The following is a 16,914-nucleotide window of genomic DNA, read 5'->3' as shown; positions in this document are numbered from 1 at the left end:
ACGGCCGCGGCGCTCCTCTCGACGCAGGAGGATCTTCGGTCCTGTCGCAGCCTGCGGCAGGGGCTACAGAAAGCAGTATTGGTTTTGACGATTTGCCGATTCCCTAACAAATTCAAGATTGGAGAGAGCAATGGCCGAAGCAAAAGTATTGAGTGGCGCTGGCCTGCGTGGCCAGGTGGCCGGACAGACTGCCTTGTCGACCGTGGGCCAGGCCGGTGCCGGGCTGACCTACCGGGGTTACGACGTACGCGAACTGGCGGCCGACGCGCAGTTCGAGGAAGTGGCCTACCTGCTGCTGTACGGCGAGCTGCCGACCCAGGCGCAACTGGACGCCTACACCCAGAAGCTGAGCAAGCTGCGCGACCTGCCGCAGGCACTGAAAGAAGTGCTGGAACGCATTCCGGCCGACGCCCATCCGATGGATGTGATGCGCACCGGTTGCTCGTTCCTCGGCAATATCGAGCCGGAACAGGACTTCTCCCGGCAACATGACGTCACCGACCGCCTGCTGGCCGCGTTCCCGGCGATCATGTGTTACTGGTACCGCTTCAGCCACGACGGCAAACGCATCGATTGCGTGACCGACGAGCCGTGCATCGGCAGCCACTTCCTGCACCTGCTGCACGGCAAGAAACCGAGCGAGCTGCACACCAAAGTGATGAACGTGTCGCTGATCCTCTATGCCGAGCACGAATTCAACGCCTCGACCTTCACCGCCCGGGTCTGTGCCTCGACCCTGTCGGACTTGTACTCCTGTGTCACCGCGGCCATCGGTTCGCTGCGCGGCCCGCTGCACGGCGGCGCCAACGAGGCGGCGATGGAGATGATCGAGCGCTTTGCTTCGCCGGAAGAGGCGATCAAGGGCACCCTCGGCATGCTCGAGCGCAAGGACAAGATCATGGGCTTCGGCCATGCGATCTACAAAGACAACGACCCGCGTAACGAGGTGATCAAGGGCTGGTCGAAAAAGCTCGCTGACGAAGTGGGCGACAAGGTGCTGTTCCCGGTTTCCGAAGCCATCGACAAGACCATGTGGGAGCAGAAGAAGCTGTTCCCCAACGCCGATTTCTACCATGCCTCGGCGTACCACTTCATGGGCATCCCGACCAAGCTGTTCACCCCGATCTTCGTCTGCTCGCGCCTGACCGGCTGGGCCGCCCATGTGTTCGAACAGCGCGCCAACAACCGCATCATCCGTCCAAGCGCCGAGTACGTCGGCGTTGAACAGCGCAAGTTCGTGCCAATCGAACGTCGCTGACCGGTGGCCGCTGGCACAGGCTGAACCCAAAGCCCTGCAGGAGGGCGGTTCAGTGCCGGTGCCAGCCCCACCTTTTGCAATCACCGTGACCGAGTCCTGACGATGAACACTGAATTTCGTAAACCGTTACCCGGTACCCGACTGGACTACTTCGACACCCGCGCGGCTGTCGAGGCCATCCAGGCGGGCGCCTACGACAGTCTGCCGTACACCTCGCGCGTGCTCGCGGAAAACCTGGTGCGGCGCTGCGATCCGGCGACCCTGAGCGCTTCCCTGAAGCAACTGATCGAGCGCAAGCGCGACCTCGACTTCCCGTGGTTTCCGGCCCGTGTGGTGTGCCACGACATTCTTGGCCAGACCGCCCTGGTGGACCTGGCCGGCCTGCGCGATGCCATCGCCGACCAGGGTGGCGACCCGGCCCAGGTCAACCCAGTGGTGCCGACCCAGTTGATCGTCGACCACTCGCTGGCGGTGGAGTGCGGCGGCTTCGACCCGGATGCGTTCGCCAAGAACCGTGCGGTGGAAGACCGGCGCAACGAAGACCGCTTCCACTTCATCAACTGGACCAAGAAAGCCTTCAAGAACGTCGACGTGATCCCGCCGGGCAACGGCATCATGCACCAGATCAACCTGGAGAAAATGTCCCCGGTGATCCAGGCGCGCGATGGCGTGGCCTTCCCCGATACCTGCGTCGGCACCGACAGCCACACCCCGCACGTGGATGCCCTGGGCGTGATCGCCATCGGCGTCGGCGGCCTGGAAGCCGAAAGCGTGATGCTCGGCCGGGCGTCCTGGATGCGCCTGCCGGAAATCGTCGGCGTCGAGCTGACCGGCAAGCTGCAACCGGGCATCACCGCCACCGATATGGTGCTGGCGCTGACCGAGTTCCTGCGCAAGCAGAAGGTGGTGGGCGCCTACCTGGAGTTCTTCGGCGAGGGCGCCGCGGCGCTGACCCTGGGCGACCGCGCGACCATCTCCAACATGGCCCCGGAATACGGCGCCACCGCGGCGATGTTCTACATCGACCAGCAGACCATCGACTACCTCAAGCTCACCGGCCGTGAAGACGAACAGGTGCAGCTGGTCGAGACCTATGCCAAGCAGGCCGGCCTGTGGGCCGACAGCCTGAAAGATGCCCAGTACGAGCGCGGCTTGCAGTTCGACCTGTCCTCGGTGGTGCGCAACATGGCGGGCCCGAGCAACCCCCACGCCCGGGTGGCGACCAGCGACCTGGCGGCCAAGGGCATCGCCGGCCAGTGGGAAGAAGTGCCGGGGCAAATGCCCGATGGCGCGGTGATCATCGCGGCCATCACCAGCTGCACCAACACCAGTAACCCGCGCAACGTGATCGCCGCCGGCCTGCTGGCACGCAACGCCAACAAGCTCGGCCTGACCCGCAAACCCTGGGTCAAGTCGTCGCTGGCGCCGGGTTCCAAGACCGTAGCCATGTACCTGGACGAAGCGGGCCTGACCAGGGAGCTGGAGCAATTGGGCTTTGGCGTCGTGGCCTTCGCCTGCACCACCTGCAACGGCATGTCCGGCGCGCTGGACCCGGTGATCCAGAAAGAGATCATCGACCGCGACCTGTATGCCACCGCGGTGCTTTCGGGCAACCGCAACTTCGACGGGCGCATCCATCCCTACGCCAAGCAGGCGTTCCTCGCATCGCCGCCGCTGGTGGTGGCTTATGCGATTGCCGGGACCATCCGTTTCGACATCGAGAAGGACGTGCTGGGCCTGGACGCCAACGGCAAGGAAATCCGCCTCAAGGACATCTGGCCGAGCGACGAAGAGATCGATGCGGTGGTCAAGGCATCGGTGAAACCCGAGCAGTTCCGCAAGGTGTACATCCCGATGTTCGCCATTCACGAAGACACCGGACCCAAGGTCGAACCGTTGTACGACTGGCGCGAAATGAGCACCTACATCCGCCGTCCGCCGTACTGGGAAGGCGCCCTGGCCGGTGCGCGCAGCCTGACCGGCATGCGCCCGCTGGCGGTGCTGCCGGACAACATCACCACCGATCACCTGTCGCCGTCCAACGCCATCATGCTCGACAGCGCGGCCGGCGAGTACCTGGCGAAAATGGGCCTGCCGGAAGAGGACTTCAACTCTTACGCGACCCACCGCGGCGACCACCTGACCGCGCAACGCGCGACCTTCGCCAACCCGAAACTGTTCAACGAAATGGTCCAGGAGGGCGGCAAGGTCAAGCAGGGTTCGCTGGCGCGGATCGAGCCGGAAGGCCAGGTCACCCGGATGTGGGAAGCCATCGAAACCTATATGCAGCGCAAGCAGCCGCTGATCATCATTGCCGGCGCCGACTACGGCCAGGGTTCGTCCCGTGACTGGGCGGCCAAGGGCGTGCGCCTGGCCGGGGTGGAAGCCATCGCCGCCGAAGGCTTCGAGCGCATCCATCGCACCAACCTGGTGGGCATGGGCGTGTTGCCGCTGGAGTTCAAACCGGGCACCGACCGCAAGACCCTGGGTATCGACGGCACCGAAACCTTCGATGTGGTGGGCGAGCGCAAGCCGCGCGCCACGCTGACCCTGGTGATCCAGCGCAAGAACGGCGAGCGGGTCGAGGTGCCGGTGACCTGCCGGCTCGACACCGCCGAAGAGGTGTCGATCTACGAAGCGGGCGGCGTGTTGCAGCGCTTTGCCCAGGACTTCCTCGAATCGGCTGTGGCCAGTTAAGTGACGTACCGGGGGCGGGCCGCAAGGCGCCGCCCTCGGTCTTTATCAGGACCGAAATTCATGGCTTTCGTAGCGCAAATCAAGATTCCCGCCACCTACATGCGGGGCGGCACCAGCAAGGGTGTGTTCTTCAGCCTGCAGGACCTTCCTGAGGCGGCGCAGCTACCGGGCGCGGCCCGCGATGCCTTGCTATTGCGGGTGATCGGCAGCCCCGACCCGTACGACAAGCAGATCGATGGCATGGGCGGCGCCACGTCCAGCACCAGCAAGACGGTGATCCTGTCGAAAAGCATCAAGCCCGGTCACGACGTGGATTACCTGTTCGGCCAGGTGTCCATCGACAAACCTTTTGTCGACTGGAGCGGCAACTGCGGCAACCTGTCGGCGGCGGTCGGTTCCTTCGCCATCAGCAGCGGCCTGGTGGATGCCGAGCGCATTGCGCAGAACGGCGTGGCGGTGGTGCGCATCTGGCAGGCCAATATCGGCAAGACCATCATCGCCCACGTGCCGATCACCAACGGCGCAGTCCAGGAGACCGGTGATTTCGAGCTGGACGGGGTGACTTTCCCGGCGGCCGAAGTGCAGTTGGAGTTCCTTGACCCGGCGGCCGAGGAAGAGGGCGCCGGCGGTTCGATGTTCCCCACCGGCAACCTGGTGGACGACCTGGAGGTGCCGGGCGTCGGGACTTTCCAGGCCACCATGATCAATGCCGGGATCCCGACGATCTTCATCAACGCCCGCGATATCGGCTACAGCGGTACCGAGCTGCAGGGCGATATCAACGGCGACCCCAAGGCGCTGGCGATGTTCGAGACCATTCGCGCCCACGGCGCGCTGCGCATGGGGCTGATCCAGAATCTGGATGAAGCGGCCAAGCGTCAGCACACGCCCAAGGTCGCCTTTGTCGCGCCGCCCGCGGACTACCAGGCTTCCAGCGGCAAGGCGGTGAAGGCCGCGGATGTCGATCTGCTGGTGCGCGCGCTGTCCATGGGCAAGCTGCACCACGCGATGATGGGCACCGCCGCGGTGGCCATCGGCACGGCGGCGGCGATCCCCGGGACCCTGGTCAACCTGGCGGCCGGCGGCGGAGAGCGCAGCGCGGTGCGCTTCGGCCACCCGTCGGGAACCCTGCGCGTCGGTGCCGAAGCCGTGCAGGAGAACGGCGAATGGAGCGTGACCAAGGCCATCATGAGTCGTAGCGCGCGGGTCTTGATGGAAGGTTGGGTGCGTGTGCCCGGCGACGCCTTCTAAGGAAAAACCGCTACCCGCGGGAAGCTGCCGACCGGCGCTCCTGCGGGGGATAAAATAAACAGACATAACCCGATCAGCCTGACCTTGAGGATGCAACCCACACCTAACCCTTGATGGAGTGAACTGCCCATGAGCGCCAACGTTGATCTGAACGAACGCCCCGATTACGACCAGGTCCTGCAGGACATCGCCGACTACGTTCTGAACTACCGGATCGAGTCCCGCGAGGCCCTGGATACCGCCCGCAACTGCCTGATGGACACCCTCGGCTGTGGCTTGCTGGCCCTGCGCTTTCCCGAGTGCACCAAGCACCTGGGGCCCATCGTCGAGGGCACGCTCGTGCCGTTTGGCGCGCGGGTGCCGGGTACTAGCTTGCGCCTGGACCCGGTCAAGGCGGCCTGGGATATCGGCTGTATTGTCCGTTGGCTGGATTACAACGACACCTGGCTCGCCGCCGAGTGGGGCCACCCTTCCGACAACCTCGGTGGCATCCTCGCCGTGGCCGATCACCTGTCGCAAAAGCGCGTGGCCAATGGCGAGGCGCCGCTGACCATGCGCGCGGTGCTCGAGGCTATGATCATGGCCCATGAGATCCAGGGGGTGATTGCCCTGGAAAACTCCTTCAACCGGGTCGGCCTCGACCATGTCCTGCTGGTGAAAGTCGCCTCGACCGCGGTCACCGCCAAGTTGATGGGGGCCAACCGCGAGCAGTTGCTGGCGGCGCTGTCCCATGCCTTTGTCGATGGCCAGGCGCTGCGTACCTACCGCCATGCGCCGAACGCCGGTTCGCGCAAGTCCTGGGCGGCGGGGGATGCCACCAGCCGTGGCGTGCGCCTGGCGGATATCGCCCTGCGTGGCGAGATGGGCATCCCGGGAGTACTGAGCGCGCCGCAGTGGGGCTTCTACGACGTGCTGTTCAGCCACACCAACAAGGACCTGGCGCTCAAGCCCGAAGACCAGCGCCGTTTCAGCCTGTCGCAGCAGTACGGCAGCTATGTGATGGAAAACGTGCTGTTCAAGATCAGCTTCCCGGCCGAGTTCCATGCGCAGACCGCCTGTGAAGCGGCGGTGACCCTGCACCCGCTGGTGCGCAATCGCCTGCACGAGATCGACAGGATCGTCATCACCACCCATGAATCGGCGATCCGCATCATTTCCAAGGTCGGCCCGCTGGCCAACGCCGCCGACCGCGACCACTGCATCCAGTACATGACCGCCGTGCCGCTGGCGTTCGGCAACCTGGTGGCCGAGCACTATGAAGACAGCTTCCATGCCGCCCATCCGATCATCGATCAGTTGCGCGAGAAGATGCAGGTCGTCGAGGAGCCTCGCTACACCCGCGAGTACCTGGAGGCCGACAAGCGCTCCATCGCCAATGCGCTACAGGTGTTTTTCAAGGATGGCTCCAGCACCGAGCAGGTGGTGGTGGAATACCCGATCGGCCATCGCCGGCGTCGCGCCGAAGGCATTGCGCTGCTGGAAGACAAGTTCAAGGCCAACCTGGCCACCCGCTTCACGGCCCAGCGCTCGGCGCAGATCTTTGCCCTGTGCAAGGACCAGGCGCAGCTGGAAGCCACGGCGGTGCACCGGTTCTTGGATCTGTTGGTGATCTGAGGGCAGGGCAGACCGCTGGTCCGATCACGACAAGCTCGCTCCTACAAGATCTTGTAAGCCATGTAGGAGCAGCCGGTTGACGTTCGATTGCTCGCGATAGCCTTCTATTGGTCAGATAACGCTACTTGAAGCGCCGCTCGACGCCTTTTTCCACGAGGATCTTCGCCGAGATCTCTTCCACCGAGAAGTGCGTGGAATTGATGTGCGGAATGTTCTCGCGGCGGAACAGGTTTTCCACCTCGCGCACTTCGAACTCGCACTGGGCATAGCTCGAATAACGGCTGTTGGGCTTGCGCTCGTTGCGGATGGCGGTGAGCCGGTCGGGGTCGATGGTCAGGCCGAACAGCTTGTGCTGGTGGGCGCGCAGGGCCGTCGGCAGCTGCAGGCGTTCCATGTCGTCTTCGGTCAGCGGGTAGTTGGCGGCGCGGATGCCGAACTGCATGGCCATATACAGGCAGGTCGGGGTCTTGCCGCAGCGCGACACGCCGACCAGGATCAGGTCGGCCTTGTCGTAGTAGTGGGTGCGGGCGCCGTCGTCGTTGTCGAGGGCGAAGTTCACCGCCTCGATCCGCTCCATATAGTTGGAGTTGCCGCCAATGGAATGGGACTTGCCGACTGAATACGACGAGTGCTCGCTCAACTCCAGCTCCAGGGGGGCGAGGAAGGTCGAGAAGATGTCGATCATGAAACCATTGGACGTCGCGAGGATCTCACGGATGTCCTGATTGACGATGGTGTCGAAGATAATCGGGCGAAATCCGTCCTTTTCGGCGGCGATGTTGATTTGTTGTACCATGGCCCGCGCTTTATCTACGCTGTCGATATACGGTCGCGTGATTTTGCTGAAGGTAATGTTTTCGAACTGCGCCAGGAGGCTCTGGCCGAGGGTTTCAGCGGTGATGCCGGTACCGTCGGAGATAAAGAAAGCAGATCGTTTCATTTGCACCTTGGGCCTTAAGCTAGTGACGAATCTTGGATATGATAGGCGCGATTTGCCGGCCTCCAATGGCCCGCATTCTCACTTATTTTCCAGGTCCAGGCCATACAGCTGGCAAGCGCTCCCCGAGCAGCCGGCTTCTGAGCTTTTCCAACACAGTTAGTGGAGAGATCACCTTGGTAGAGTACGTAGTTTCCCTCGATAAGCTCGGCGTCCATGATGTAGAGCATGTGGGGGGCAAGAACGCATCCCTGGGCGAGATGATCAGTAACCTTGCAGGCGCCGGTGTATCCGTCCCTGGAGGCTTTGCCACGACGGCCCAGGCCTATCGTGATTTTCTCGAATTGAGCGGTCTTAACGACCAGATCCACGCCGCGCTCGACGCCCTGGACGTCGATGACGTGAATGCCCTGGCCAAGACCGGCGCCCAGATCCGTCAATGGATCATGGAAGCCGAGTTCCCCGAGCAACTGAATAGCGAAATCCGCACCGCGTTCGCCAAGCTGTCCGCGGGCAACCCTGACATGGCCGTGGCCGTGCGCTCCTCGGCCACCGCCGAAGACCTGCCGGACGCTTCCTTCGCCGGCCAGCAGGAAACCTTCCTCAATATCCGTGGCGTCGAGAACGTCATTCGCGCCGCCAAGGAAGTCTTCGCTTCCCTGTTCAACGACCGCGCCATTTCCTACCGCGTGCACCAGGGCTTCGACCACAAGCTGGTCGCCCTGTCTGCCGGCGTGCAGCGCATGGTGCGTTCGGAAACCGGTACCGCCGGCGTGATGTTCACCCTCGACACCGAGTCGGGCTTCCGTGACGTGGTATTCATCACCGGCGCCTACGGCCTGGGTGAAACCGTCGTTCAAGGGGCGGTGAACCCGGACGAGTTCTACGTCCACAAGGGCACTCTGCAAGCCGGTCGCCCGGCCATCCTGCGCCGCAATCTGGGCAGCAAGGCGATCAAGATGATCTACGGCGACGAAGCCAAGGCCGGTCGCTCGGTCAAGACCGTCGACGTCGACAAGGCCGATCGCGCGCGTTTCTGCCTGACCGATGCCGAAGTCAGCGAGCTGGCCAAGCAGGCGATGATCATCGAGAAGCACTACAAGTGCCCGATGGACATCGAATGGGCCAAAGACGGCGACGACGGCAAGCTGTACATCGTCCAGGCCCGTCCGGAAACCGTGAAGAGCCGCACCCAGGCCAACGTCATGGAGCGTTACCTGTTGAAGGAAACCGGCACCGTGCTGGTGGAAGGTCGCGCCATCGGCCAGCGCATCGGCGCCGGCAAGGTGCGGATCATCAAGGACGTGTCGGAGATGGACAAGGTCCAGGCCGGCGACGTGCTGGTATCCGACATGACCGACCCGGACTGGGAGCCGGTGATGAAGCGCGCCAGCGCCATCGTTACCAACCGTGGCGGCCGTACCTGCCACGCCGCGATCATCGCGCGCGAGCTGGGGATTCCGGCCGTTGTCGGTTGCGGCAATGCCACCGAACTGTTGAAAGACGGCCAGGGCGTGACCGTGTCCTGCGCTGAAGGCGACACCGGCTTCATCTTCGAAGGCGAGCTGGGCTTCGACGTGAAGAAAAACTCCGTCGATGCCATGCCGGAGCTGCCGTTCAAGATCATGATGAACGTCGGCAACCCGGACCGCGCCTTCGACTTCGCCCAGCTGCCGAACGCCGGTGTGGGCCTGGCCCGCCTGGAGTTCATCATCAACCGCATGATCGGCGTGCACCCCAAGGCGCTGCTGAACTACGCCGGCCTGCCCCATGAAATCAAGGACAGCGTCGACAAGCGCATCGCTGGCTATAACGATCCGGTCGGTTTTTACGTCGACAAGCTGGTTGAAGGCATCAGCACCCTGGCTGCAGCGTTCTGGCCGAAAAAAGTCATCGTGCGCCTGTCGGACTTCAAGTCCAACGAATACGCCAACCTGATCGGCGGCAAGCTCTACGAGCCGGAAGAAGAAAACCCGATGCTGGGCTTCCGCGGCGCTTCGCGTTACATCAGCGAAGCCTTCCGTGACTGTTTCGAGCTCGAATGCCGCGCCCTCAAGCGCGTGCGCAACGACATGGGCCTGACCAACGTCGAGATCATGGTGCCGTTCGTCCGCACCCTGGGCGAAGCCAGCCAGGTGGTGGATCTGCTGGCCGAAAACGGTCTCAAGCGTGGTGAAAACGGCCTGCGCGTGATCATGATGTGCGAGCTGCCTTCCAACGCGATCCTGGCCGAAGAGTTCCTCGAGTTCTTCGACGGTTTCTCCATCGGTTCCAACGACTTGACCCAGCTGACCCTGGGTCTGGACCGCGATTCGGGCATCATCGCGCACCTGTTCGACGAGCGTAATCCGGCGGTCAAGAAACTGCTGGCCAACGCCATCGCCGCCTGCAACAAGGCCGGCAAATACATCGGTATTTGCGGCCAGGGCCCGTCCGACCATCCGGACCTGGCCAAGTGGCTGATGGAGCAGGGCATCGAAAGCGTCTCGCTGAACCCGGATTCCGTACTGGAAACCTGGTTCTTCCTGGCCGAGGGGCAGGGTGCGGTCTAAGCGGAATGAAGCATTGGCCAGCCTTCGGGCTGGCCGGTGCTTTGAGATTCAAGTAGGGCGGGCTCCATCTGGAAGCCGCCCTTTTTTGTGCAAGAGCATTATGCAAAGCAGCAGCAACCTGTTTCCCGTCGCCTTGATCAGTGCCGAACGTCGAGGCGACCTGAGTGAAGACGTCTACCGCCTGAAGCCCGGCAATAGCCCGGACGCCACGGTCGAGCTGGCCGTCACCCGCCTGGGGATGGCGGACGAGCCCGAATCCCGTGGTGTCCCGGTGATCCTGCTGCACGGCAGCTTCTCCAATCGGCGCTTCTGGTATTCGCCCAAGGGCATCGGCCTGGGCGCGTATCTGGCGCGCATGGGTTTCGATGTATGGATCCCCGAGATGCGTGGTCACGGCCTGTCGCGACGCAATGCCGACTACCGCAAGAATCGCGTCGCCGACTATGCGCAATACGATCTGCCTGCCATCGGCGCCTTCGTGCGGGAACAAAGCGGCCAGGTTCCGCATTGGATTGGTCATTCCCTGGGCGGCATTACCCTGGCGGCGGCCCTGGGTGGCCAGTACCTGGGAGAGCCGGCAGTGGCGTCGGCGGCGCTGTTCGGTTGTCAGGTCAGCCGCACCTATTGGCCATTGAAAATCCCGGCGGTGGAGTGGGGCGGTCGTTTCATTCTCAAGCGTTTTGCCCAGTTGTCCGGCTCGCGACTCAAGCGCGGTCCCGAGGACGAGCCCATTGGCCTGGCCCTGGAAGGCATGCGCTGGTACGGACTGTTCGGGCGTTTCGGCGATGGGCAGAAGGACTGGTGGGCCGGCTTGTCCGATGTTTCGCTGCCGGTATTGGCAGTGAGTGCGGCCGGGGATCATCAGGATCCGACCTGGGCTTGTCGCAAACTGTTTGACCAGTTGAGTTCCGAGCATAAGCAGTTTGTCTGCCTGGGACGCGAACAAGGGTTCAGCGGCAATTTCGGCCATGTGGAGATGCTGGTGAGCAAAGCCGCCCAGGCCGAAGTCTGGCCTTTGGTCGCGCGATGGTTGAAGGATCAGCAGAGCCCGTTGTTGGCGTCGGGCACCGAACTGGCTGCCGCCAGTTGAGTTCAGAAGGCTCTGACAAGAGCATTTCGTTCCGATGCGCTTGCGGCTAAGATATGACGCGTTGAGCGGTTCTGGTCACATTCGGTCGCCGGTTAAGCATTCTGTTCGTGCCGTCGAGCCTGCTGAAATTGGCGTATGGTGAGGGCTAGCTGAAATGTTAAACATTCTCCGTCTGCCCTCGTATCACTCAGCATGAACCCTGCGAATTCCGACACCGCGACGTGTTCTTTCCATTACAGGAGTTTCTCGATGAATCATTACCTCACTCCCGACCTGTGCGACGCCTACCCGGATCTGGTGCAGGTGGTTGAACCGATGTTCAGCAATTTCGGTGGCCGCGACTCCTTCGGCGGCGAAATCGTGACCATCAAATGCTTCGAAGACAACTCGCTGGTCAAGGAACAGGTCGAGCTCAAGGGCCACGGCAAGGTGCTGGTAGTCGACGGTGGCGGCTCCCTGCGCCGTGCGCTGCTGGGCGATATGCTGGCCGAAAAGGCGGCGAAGAACGGTTGGGAAGGGCTGGTGATCTACGGTTGCATCCGTGATGTCGATGTCATCGCGCAAACCGACCTGGGCGTTCAGGCGCTGGCCAGCCACCCGATGAAAACCGACAAGCGCGGTATTGGTGATCTCAACGTGGCGGTGACTTTTGCCGGGGTGACGTTCCGTCCGGGCGAATATGTCTATGCCGACAACAATGGCGTAATCGTTTCGCCAAGCCCGCTGAAAATGCCCGAATAAGCAGTCGACCAAGCAAGGGATGAGGATGTTCGAGGAAGACAACGCGCAATGGGGGCTGGTACATGCCCTGGTGCTGGACGGTAAAGGTGGTGCGCGTGCAATTGCCCGAACTGAACTGGACGACTTGCAGCTGCAAGCCCATGAGAGCCTCTGGCTGCATTGGGATCGCAGTCATCCGCAAACCCAGACCTGGCTGCGTAAATCCAGCGGTCTGAGCGAATTCAGCTGTGACCTTTTACTCGAAGAAAATACCCGGCCGCGCCTGTTGGCGCTGCCGGATTCCGAGTTCCTGCTGTTTTTACGCGGCATCAACCTCAACCCCGGCGCCGAGCCGGAGGACATGGTTTCGGTACGCATCTTCGGTTCGGCCCAGCGAGTGATCTCCCTGCGCCTGCGGCCATTGCGCGCGACGGATGAGCTGCTGGTGCAACTGGGCGAAGGCAAGGGACCGAAAACCGCCTCCGAACTCATCCTTTATATGGCTGAGTACCTGACCCATAAAGTGCAGGACCTGGTCAGCGACCTGTCGGAAGTGGTCGATGCCGAGGAAGAAAAACTGGATGCCGACGAACGGTATACTCCCGAACACAGCAACATTCTGCAGATTCGTCGACGGGCTGCTGGACTCAAGCGTTTCCTCGCTCCGCAGCGGGATATTTTCGGTCAGCTCAGCCGCATCAGGCTGCCTTGGTTCGCCGATGACGATGGCGATTACTGGAACGAATTGAATAACAGCCTGACCCGCTACCTGGAAGAGCTCGAATTGACCCGAGAGCGCGTGGGGCTTGTGCTGGAGGCTGAAGACCGACGCCTGAGCGTGCGCATGAACCGCATCATGTTTCGCTTCGGGATCATCACCGGGATCTTTCTGCCGATGAGTTTTCTGGCCGGTTTGTTGGGGATCAATGTGGGAGGCATTCCGCTTTCCAACAGCCCCTACGGGTTTCTGGTGGCCTGCCTGTTGATGGCGCTGGTCGCGCTGGGACAGTGGTGGTTATTCCGACGTTTGCGCTGGGTCTGATCATGAACTATGTGACCCAGGGAATTTTGATCGCGTCTTTCACTGACATATCGAGAGGTGCGTATGCACGATCCGTTTGAACAGTCGTTGCGTGACATGCTCAAGGCCACACCGTCCACCCGGGACGACGATGCGTGCCTGGGCCGCGTACTGAAAACCGCCAACCGGCAGGTGGGGGCGGGCGATCTGTTCAGCCTGCTCGGCCGCTGGTTGCCGGCGCTGATGATTGCTCTGAATAACGGATCGGCCCATATCTCGCCGGTTTCCCGTCGTAAACCTACTGCTCGCACTGCTGATAAGGCTGATTGAATATGGAACTTGATCTCTGGACTCAGAGCCTCGTCACTGCGATGACTGCGTTGTGGACCAAGGTAGCGAACTTCATTCCCAATCTGTTTGGCGCACTGGTCGTGCTGCTGTTGGGTTTTGTGGTTGCCAAACTGCTTGATACCCTGCTTTCCAAATTGCTCGCCAAACTGGGCCTGGACCGTTTGATGGGCGGTACCGGTTTGACCAAACTGCTGTCCCGTGCGGGTCTGCAGGTGCCGATTTCTACCTTGATCGGTAAAATCGTGTATTGGTTCGTATTACTGATTTTTCTGGTTTCTGCTGCAGAATCCCTTGGCCTGGAGCGGGTTTCGGCTACGCTCGACATGCTGGCGTTGTATTTACCGAAGGTTTTCGGGGCCGCGCTGGTGCTGTTGGTGGGGGTATTGCTGGCGCAATTGGCCAATGGGCTGGTGCGCGGAGCGGCCGAAGGGGTCGGTCTGGATTACGCCAGTGGCCTGGGGCGAATCGCCCAGGGGCTGGTGATCATCATCAGTATTTCCGTTGCGATCAGTCAGTTGGAGGTCAAAACCGACCTGCTCAACCATGTGATCGTGATCGTTTTGATTACCGTTGGTCTGGCTGTTGCCTTGGCCATGGGGTTGGGAAGCCGGGATATTGCCGGTCAGATTCTTGCGGGAATCTATGTGCGTGAGTTGTATCAGGTTGGGCAACAAGTGCGAGTTGGCGAGGTCGAAGGGCAGATCGAGGAGATCGGCACGGTTAAGACTACACTGCTGACCGATGAGGGCGAGCTGGTGTCTCTCTCTAATCGGATCCTGCTGGAGCAGCATGTAAGTAGCCGCTAACCCGGCAAACCCTGCTAATGTATGCCGCCGCAAAATGCCCGTGTCTGGGCTGCGGTGGACATTGACCTGACTGTCGGCCCGACTCGTTTTGAATAAAGCCCAATCGCTATCCACGCGCTATGACCCCCGTGAGCTCTCTGACGAGGAGTTGGTTGCGTGCTCGCACACGGAGCTGTTTCACGTAACGCGTGCGTATGAAGAGTTGATGCGACGCTATCAGCGAACCCTCTTCAACGTTTGTGCACGTTATTTAGGGAACGATCGTGATGCTGACGATGTCTGTCAGGAGGTGATGTTGAAGGTGCTGTATGGCCTCAAGAACTTCGAGGGGAAATCGAAGTTCAAGACATGGCTCTATAGCATCACGTACAACGAATGCATCACGCAGTATCGGAAAGAACGGCGGAAACGTCGCTTGATGGATGCGTTAAGTCTTGATCCCCTCGAGGAAGCGTCTGAAGATAAGGCGCCGAAACCTGAGGAAAAGGGCGGACTTGACCGCTGGTTGGTGCATGTGAACCCGATCGATCGGGAGATTCTGGTGCTACGATTCGTCGCAGAGCTGGAGTTTCAGGAGATCGCAGACATCATGCACATGGGGTTGAGTGCTACGAAAATGCGGTACAAGCGTGCGCTTGATAAATTGCGTGAGAAATTTGCAGGCATTGCTGAAACTTAGTTCGGCGCAAATATCTCTTACGTCTAGGTAAGTTCTGATAGACTTACCGCCGAGTTGTCCCCCGGTATGTGGGACTGCTTTACAATCACCAGATGGGGATTTAACGGATGAAACTGAAAAACACCTTGGGCATTGCCATTGGTTCTATTGTTGCCGTGACTTCGTTCGGCGTTCTGGCGCAAGGCCAAGGCGCGGTCGAGGGTGAACTGTTTTACAAAAAACAGTACAACGACAGCGTTAAGCACATCGAAGACGGCTTCAACCCAGGCGCTCGTATCGGCTACTTCCTGACCGATGACCTGTCGTTGGACCTGAACTACGACAAAACCAACCACACCCGTTCGAACGACGGCACTGGCAACCAGAAGATCAAAGGTGACACCGGCAGCCTGCTGGCTACCTACCACTTCGGTCAAGCTGGCGTGGACTCCCTGCGTCCATACGTTTCCGGTGGTTTCGGTCACCAGAGCCGTACCAACGTCCTGGCTGACGGCCACAGCGGTCGCGACCAGTCGACCCTGGCTATCATCGGTACCGGTGTTAAGTACTACTTCACCGACAACCTGTTCGCTCGTGCCGGCGTTGAAGCCGACTACGCAATGGACAACGGCAAGTGGGACTACTCCGCTCTGGTTGGTCTGGGTGTGAACTTCGGCGGCAACGCTGGCAAGGTTGCTCCAGCTCCTGCTCCAGTTCCAGAGCCAACTCCAGAACCAGAAGCTCCGGTTGCTGAAGTTGTTCGTGTTGAGCTGGACGTGAAGTTCGACTTCGACAAGTCGGTCGTTAAGCCTAACAGCTACGCTGACATCAAGAACCTCGCTGACTTCATGAAGCAGTACCCACAAACCACCACCGTTGTTGAAGGTCACACTGACTCCGTCGGTCCTGACGCTTACAACCAGAAACTGTCTGAGCGTCGTGCAAACGCCGTTAAGCAAGTTCTGACCAGCCAGTACGGTGTTGAGTCGAGCCGCGTTCAATCCGTTGGTTACGGTGAGTCCCGCCCAGTTGCTGACAACGCAACTGAAGCTGGCCGCGCTGTAAACCGTCGCGTAGAAGCGCAGGTTGAAGCACAAGCTCAACAAGCTCAGTAATCTGTAGCTTGCAGCTTTGAAAAACCCGGCCTAGGCCGGGTTTTTCTTTGTCCGCGATTTGATGAAAGTGCCTGGAGTCAGGCCGAGAACGCCGCCGCCAGGGCCGCTTCGGAAAAGGCGGGCAGTTGTGCGCCGCAGGCAGCCACTTCGCCGACGACCAGAATGGCTGGGCTTTTCAGCTGGAAGGCATGGGCATCGTCCTGCATGGTGTGCAGAGCGCTCCGGCACAGCCGTTGCTCGGGCAGGGACGCGTTTTCAATCATGGCCACCGGGGTATGCGGCGCCAGGCCGCCAGCGATCAGCTGTTCACGTATCTCGCCCAGTTTTGCCACCCCCATATAGATCACCAGCGTTGTGCCGCTTTGCGCCAGGGCTTGCCAGTTCAGGCTGCTGTCGTCCTGGGTATGGGCCGTCAGCAGGGTGACGCCGCGGGCGACACCGCGCAGGGTCAGCGGGATACCGCACTGGGTAGCGCCCGCCAGGCCGGCGGTGATGCCGTTCACCAGTTCCACCTCGACGCCACGCTCCTGCAGCCACCGCGCTTCTTCACCTCCACGGCCGAAGATGCACGGATCGCCACCCTTGAGGCGTACCACGCACTTGCCATGACGGGCGTAGCGCAGCATCAGCCGATGAATGAACGCCTGGGGCGTCGAACGACAGCCTCCGCGTTTACCCACGGCAATAACCCGTGCCCGGGGACAGTGTTCCAGCACCGCCGGATTCACCAGGTCGTCGATCAGCACCACATCCGCCTCGCCCAGGGCCCGCACGGCCTTGAGGGTCAGCAGTTCAGGATCACCAGGGCCCGCACCCACCAGCCAGACTTTTGCGCTCATGTTTG

Annotated in this window: 14 protein-coding genes; 12 read left to right on the top strand and 2 right to left on the bottom strand. The window is 61.2% G+C overall.

Annotated elements, in window-relative coordinates:
- Nucleotides 1–130: 130 nt before the first annotated feature.
- From prpC to prpD, 4 genes are all read left to right on the top strand, one after another.
- Nucleotides 131–1,258, top strand: coding sequence for a 2-methylcitrate synthase (gene prpC / locus CRO75_RS02360; RefSeq protein ID WP_097134332.1), 1,128 nt, complete (start codon nucleotides 131–133; stop codon nucleotides 1,256–1,258).
- Nucleotides 1,259–1,360: 102 nt separating this feature from the next.
- Nucleotides 1,361–3,955, top strand: a complete 2,595-nt coding sequence (gene acnD, locus CRO75_RS02355; protein WP_097134331.1) for a Fe/S-dependent 2-methylisocitrate dehydratase AcnD — start codon at nucleotides 1,361–1,363, stop codon at nucleotides 3,953–3,955.
- A gap of 60 nt (nucleotides 3,956–4,015) precedes the next feature.
- A complete protein-coding gene (prpF, locus tag CRO75_RS02350) occupies nucleotides 4,016–5,206 on the top strand; it encodes a 2-methylaconitate cis-trans isomerase PrpF (protein WP_097134330.1) in 1,191 nt (396 codons plus the stop codon).
- Between the two features lie 129 nt (nucleotides 5,207–5,335).
- Nucleotides 5,336–6,820, top strand: coding sequence for a 2-methylcitrate dehydratase (prpD, locus tag CRO75_RS02345; RefSeq protein WP_097134329.1), 1,485 nt, complete (start codon nucleotides 5,336–5,338; stop codon nucleotides 6,818–6,820).
- 121 nt (nucleotides 6,821–6,941) lie between these two features.
- On the opposite strand, the gene CRO75_RS02340 is transcribed toward prpD, so the two are convergent.
- The gene (locus CRO75_RS02340; protein WP_007927505.1) at nucleotides 6,942–7,760 is read right to left on the bottom strand and encodes a pyruvate, water dikinase regulatory protein; all 819 of its coding nucleotides are present in this window, start codon (nucleotides 7,758–7,760) and stop codon (nucleotides 6,942–6,944) included.
- Between the two features lie 173 nt (nucleotides 7,761–7,933).
- Between CRO75_RS02340 and ppsA the strand changes: the two genes are divergently transcribed.
- The 8 genes from ppsA to CRO75_RS02300 all read left to right on the top strand — a co-directional run bounded on the left by ppsA (nucleotide 7,934) and on the right by CRO75_RS02300 (nucleotide 16,070).
- Complete coding sequence (gene ppsA / locus CRO75_RS02335; protein ID WP_009042917.1) at nucleotides 7,934–10,309, top strand: phosphoenolpyruvate synthase; 2,376 nt, start codon at nucleotides 7,934–7,936, stop codon at nucleotides 10,307–10,309.
- Nucleotides 10,310–10,409: 100 nt separating this feature from the next.
- A complete protein-coding gene (locus tag CRO75_RS02330) occupies nucleotides 10,410–11,399 on the top strand; it encodes an alpha/beta fold hydrolase (RefSeq protein WP_007927509.1) in 990 nt (329 codons plus the stop codon).
- A 249-nt stretch (nucleotides 11,400–11,648) separates the two neighbouring features.
- Nucleotides 11,649–12,140, top strand: coding sequence for a ribonuclease E activity regulator RraA (rraA, locus tag CRO75_RS02325; protein WP_009042919.1), 492 nt, complete (start codon nucleotides 11,649–11,651; stop codon nucleotides 12,138–12,140).
- 25 nt (nucleotides 12,141–12,165) lie between these two features.
- Nucleotides 12,166–13,161, top strand: a complete 996-nt coding sequence (locus CRO75_RS02320) for a zinc transporter ZntB (protein WP_009042920.1) — start codon at nucleotides 12,166–12,168, stop codon at nucleotides 13,159–13,161.
- 63 nt (nucleotides 13,162–13,224) lie between these two features.
- Entirely contained in the window at nucleotides 13,225–13,470 is a 246-nt protein-coding gene (locus CRO75_RS02315; RefSeq protein ID WP_007927518.1) for a hypothetical protein, read from the top strand.
- 2 nt (nucleotides 13,471–13,472) lie between these two features.
- A complete protein-coding gene (locus tag CRO75_RS02310; RefSeq protein ID WP_053260260.1) occupies nucleotides 13,473–14,297 on the top strand; it encodes a mechanosensitive ion channel domain-containing protein in 825 nt (274 codons plus the stop codon).
- Between the two features lie 88 nt (nucleotides 14,298–14,385).
- Complete coding sequence (gene sigX, locus CRO75_RS02305; RefSeq protein ID WP_097134328.1) at nucleotides 14,386–14,976, top strand: RNA polymerase sigma factor SigX; 591 nt, start codon at nucleotides 14,386–14,388, stop codon at nucleotides 14,974–14,976.
- 107 nt (nucleotides 14,977–15,083) lie between these two features.
- Nucleotides 15,084–16,070: an OmpA family protein gene (locus CRO75_RS02300; protein WP_007927525.1), complete on the top strand. Its 987-nt coding sequence runs from the start codon at nucleotides 15,084–15,086 to the stop codon at nucleotides 16,068–16,070.
- A 77-nt stretch (nucleotides 16,071–16,147) separates the two neighbouring features.
- Here the strand turns inward: CRO75_RS02300 and cobA are convergent, their stop codons facing one another.
- A complete protein-coding gene (gene cobA, locus CRO75_RS02295) occupies nucleotides 16,148–16,909 on the bottom strand; it encodes a uroporphyrinogen-III C-methyltransferase (protein WP_097134327.1) in 762 nt (253 codons plus the stop codon).
- Nucleotides 16,910–16,914: the final 5 nt, after the last annotated feature.

This window comes from Pseudomonas sp. LAMO17WK12:I10 (genome assembly GCF_900215185.1).
Lineage (GTDB): Bacteria > Pseudomonadota > Gammaproteobacteria > Pseudomonadales > Pseudomonadaceae > Aquipseudomonas > Aquipseudomonas chlororaphis.
The sequence above is the reverse complement of the archived record's forward strand: the minus strand, read 5'-3'. Positions and strand labels throughout refer to the sequence as shown.

Coding starts and splice junctions, on each gene's coding strand:
- CRO75_RS02340 (WP_007927505.1), bottom strand. CDS start 7,760: ATGAAACGATCTGCTTTCTTTATCTCCGACGGTACCGGCATCACCGCT.
- CRO75_RS02300 (WP_007927525.1), top strand. CDS start 15,084: ATGAAACTGAAAAACACCTTGGGCATTGCCATTGGTTCTATTGTTGCC.
- acnD (WP_097134331.1), top strand. CDS start 1,361: ATGAACACTGAATTTCGTAAACCGTTACCCGGTACCCGACTGGACTAC.
- CRO75_RS02320 (WP_009042920.1), top strand. CDS start 12,166: ATGTTCGAGGAAGACAACGCGCAATGGGGGCTGGTACATGCCCTGGTG.
- rraA (WP_009042919.1), top strand. CDS start 11,649: ATGAATCATTACCTCACTCCCGACCTGTGCGACGCCTACCCGGATCTG.
- CRO75_RS02310 (WP_053260260.1), top strand. CDS start 13,473: ATGGAACTTGATCTCTGGACTCAGAGCCTCGTCACTGCGATGACTGCG.
- prpD (WP_097134329.1), top strand. CDS start 5,336: ATGAGCGCCAACGTTGATCTGAACGAACGCCCCGATTACGACCAGGTC.
- cobA (WP_097134327.1), bottom strand. CDS start 16,909: ATGAGCGCAAAAGTCTGGCTGGTGGGTGCGGGCCCTGGTGATCCTGAA.
- prpF (WP_097134330.1), top strand. CDS start 4,016: ATGGCTTTCGTAGCGCAAATCAAGATTCCCGCCACCTACATGCGGGGC.
- CRO75_RS02330 (WP_007927509.1), top strand. CDS start 10,410: ATGCAAAGCAGCAGCAACCTGTTTCCCGTCGCCTTGATCAGTGCCGAA.
- CRO75_RS02315 (WP_007927518.1), top strand. CDS start 13,225: ATGCACGATCCGTTTGAACAGTCGTTGCGTGACATGCTCAAGGCCACA.
- prpC (WP_097134332.1), top strand. CDS start 131: ATGGCCGAAGCAAAAGTATTGAGTGGCGCTGGCCTGCGTGGCCAGGTG.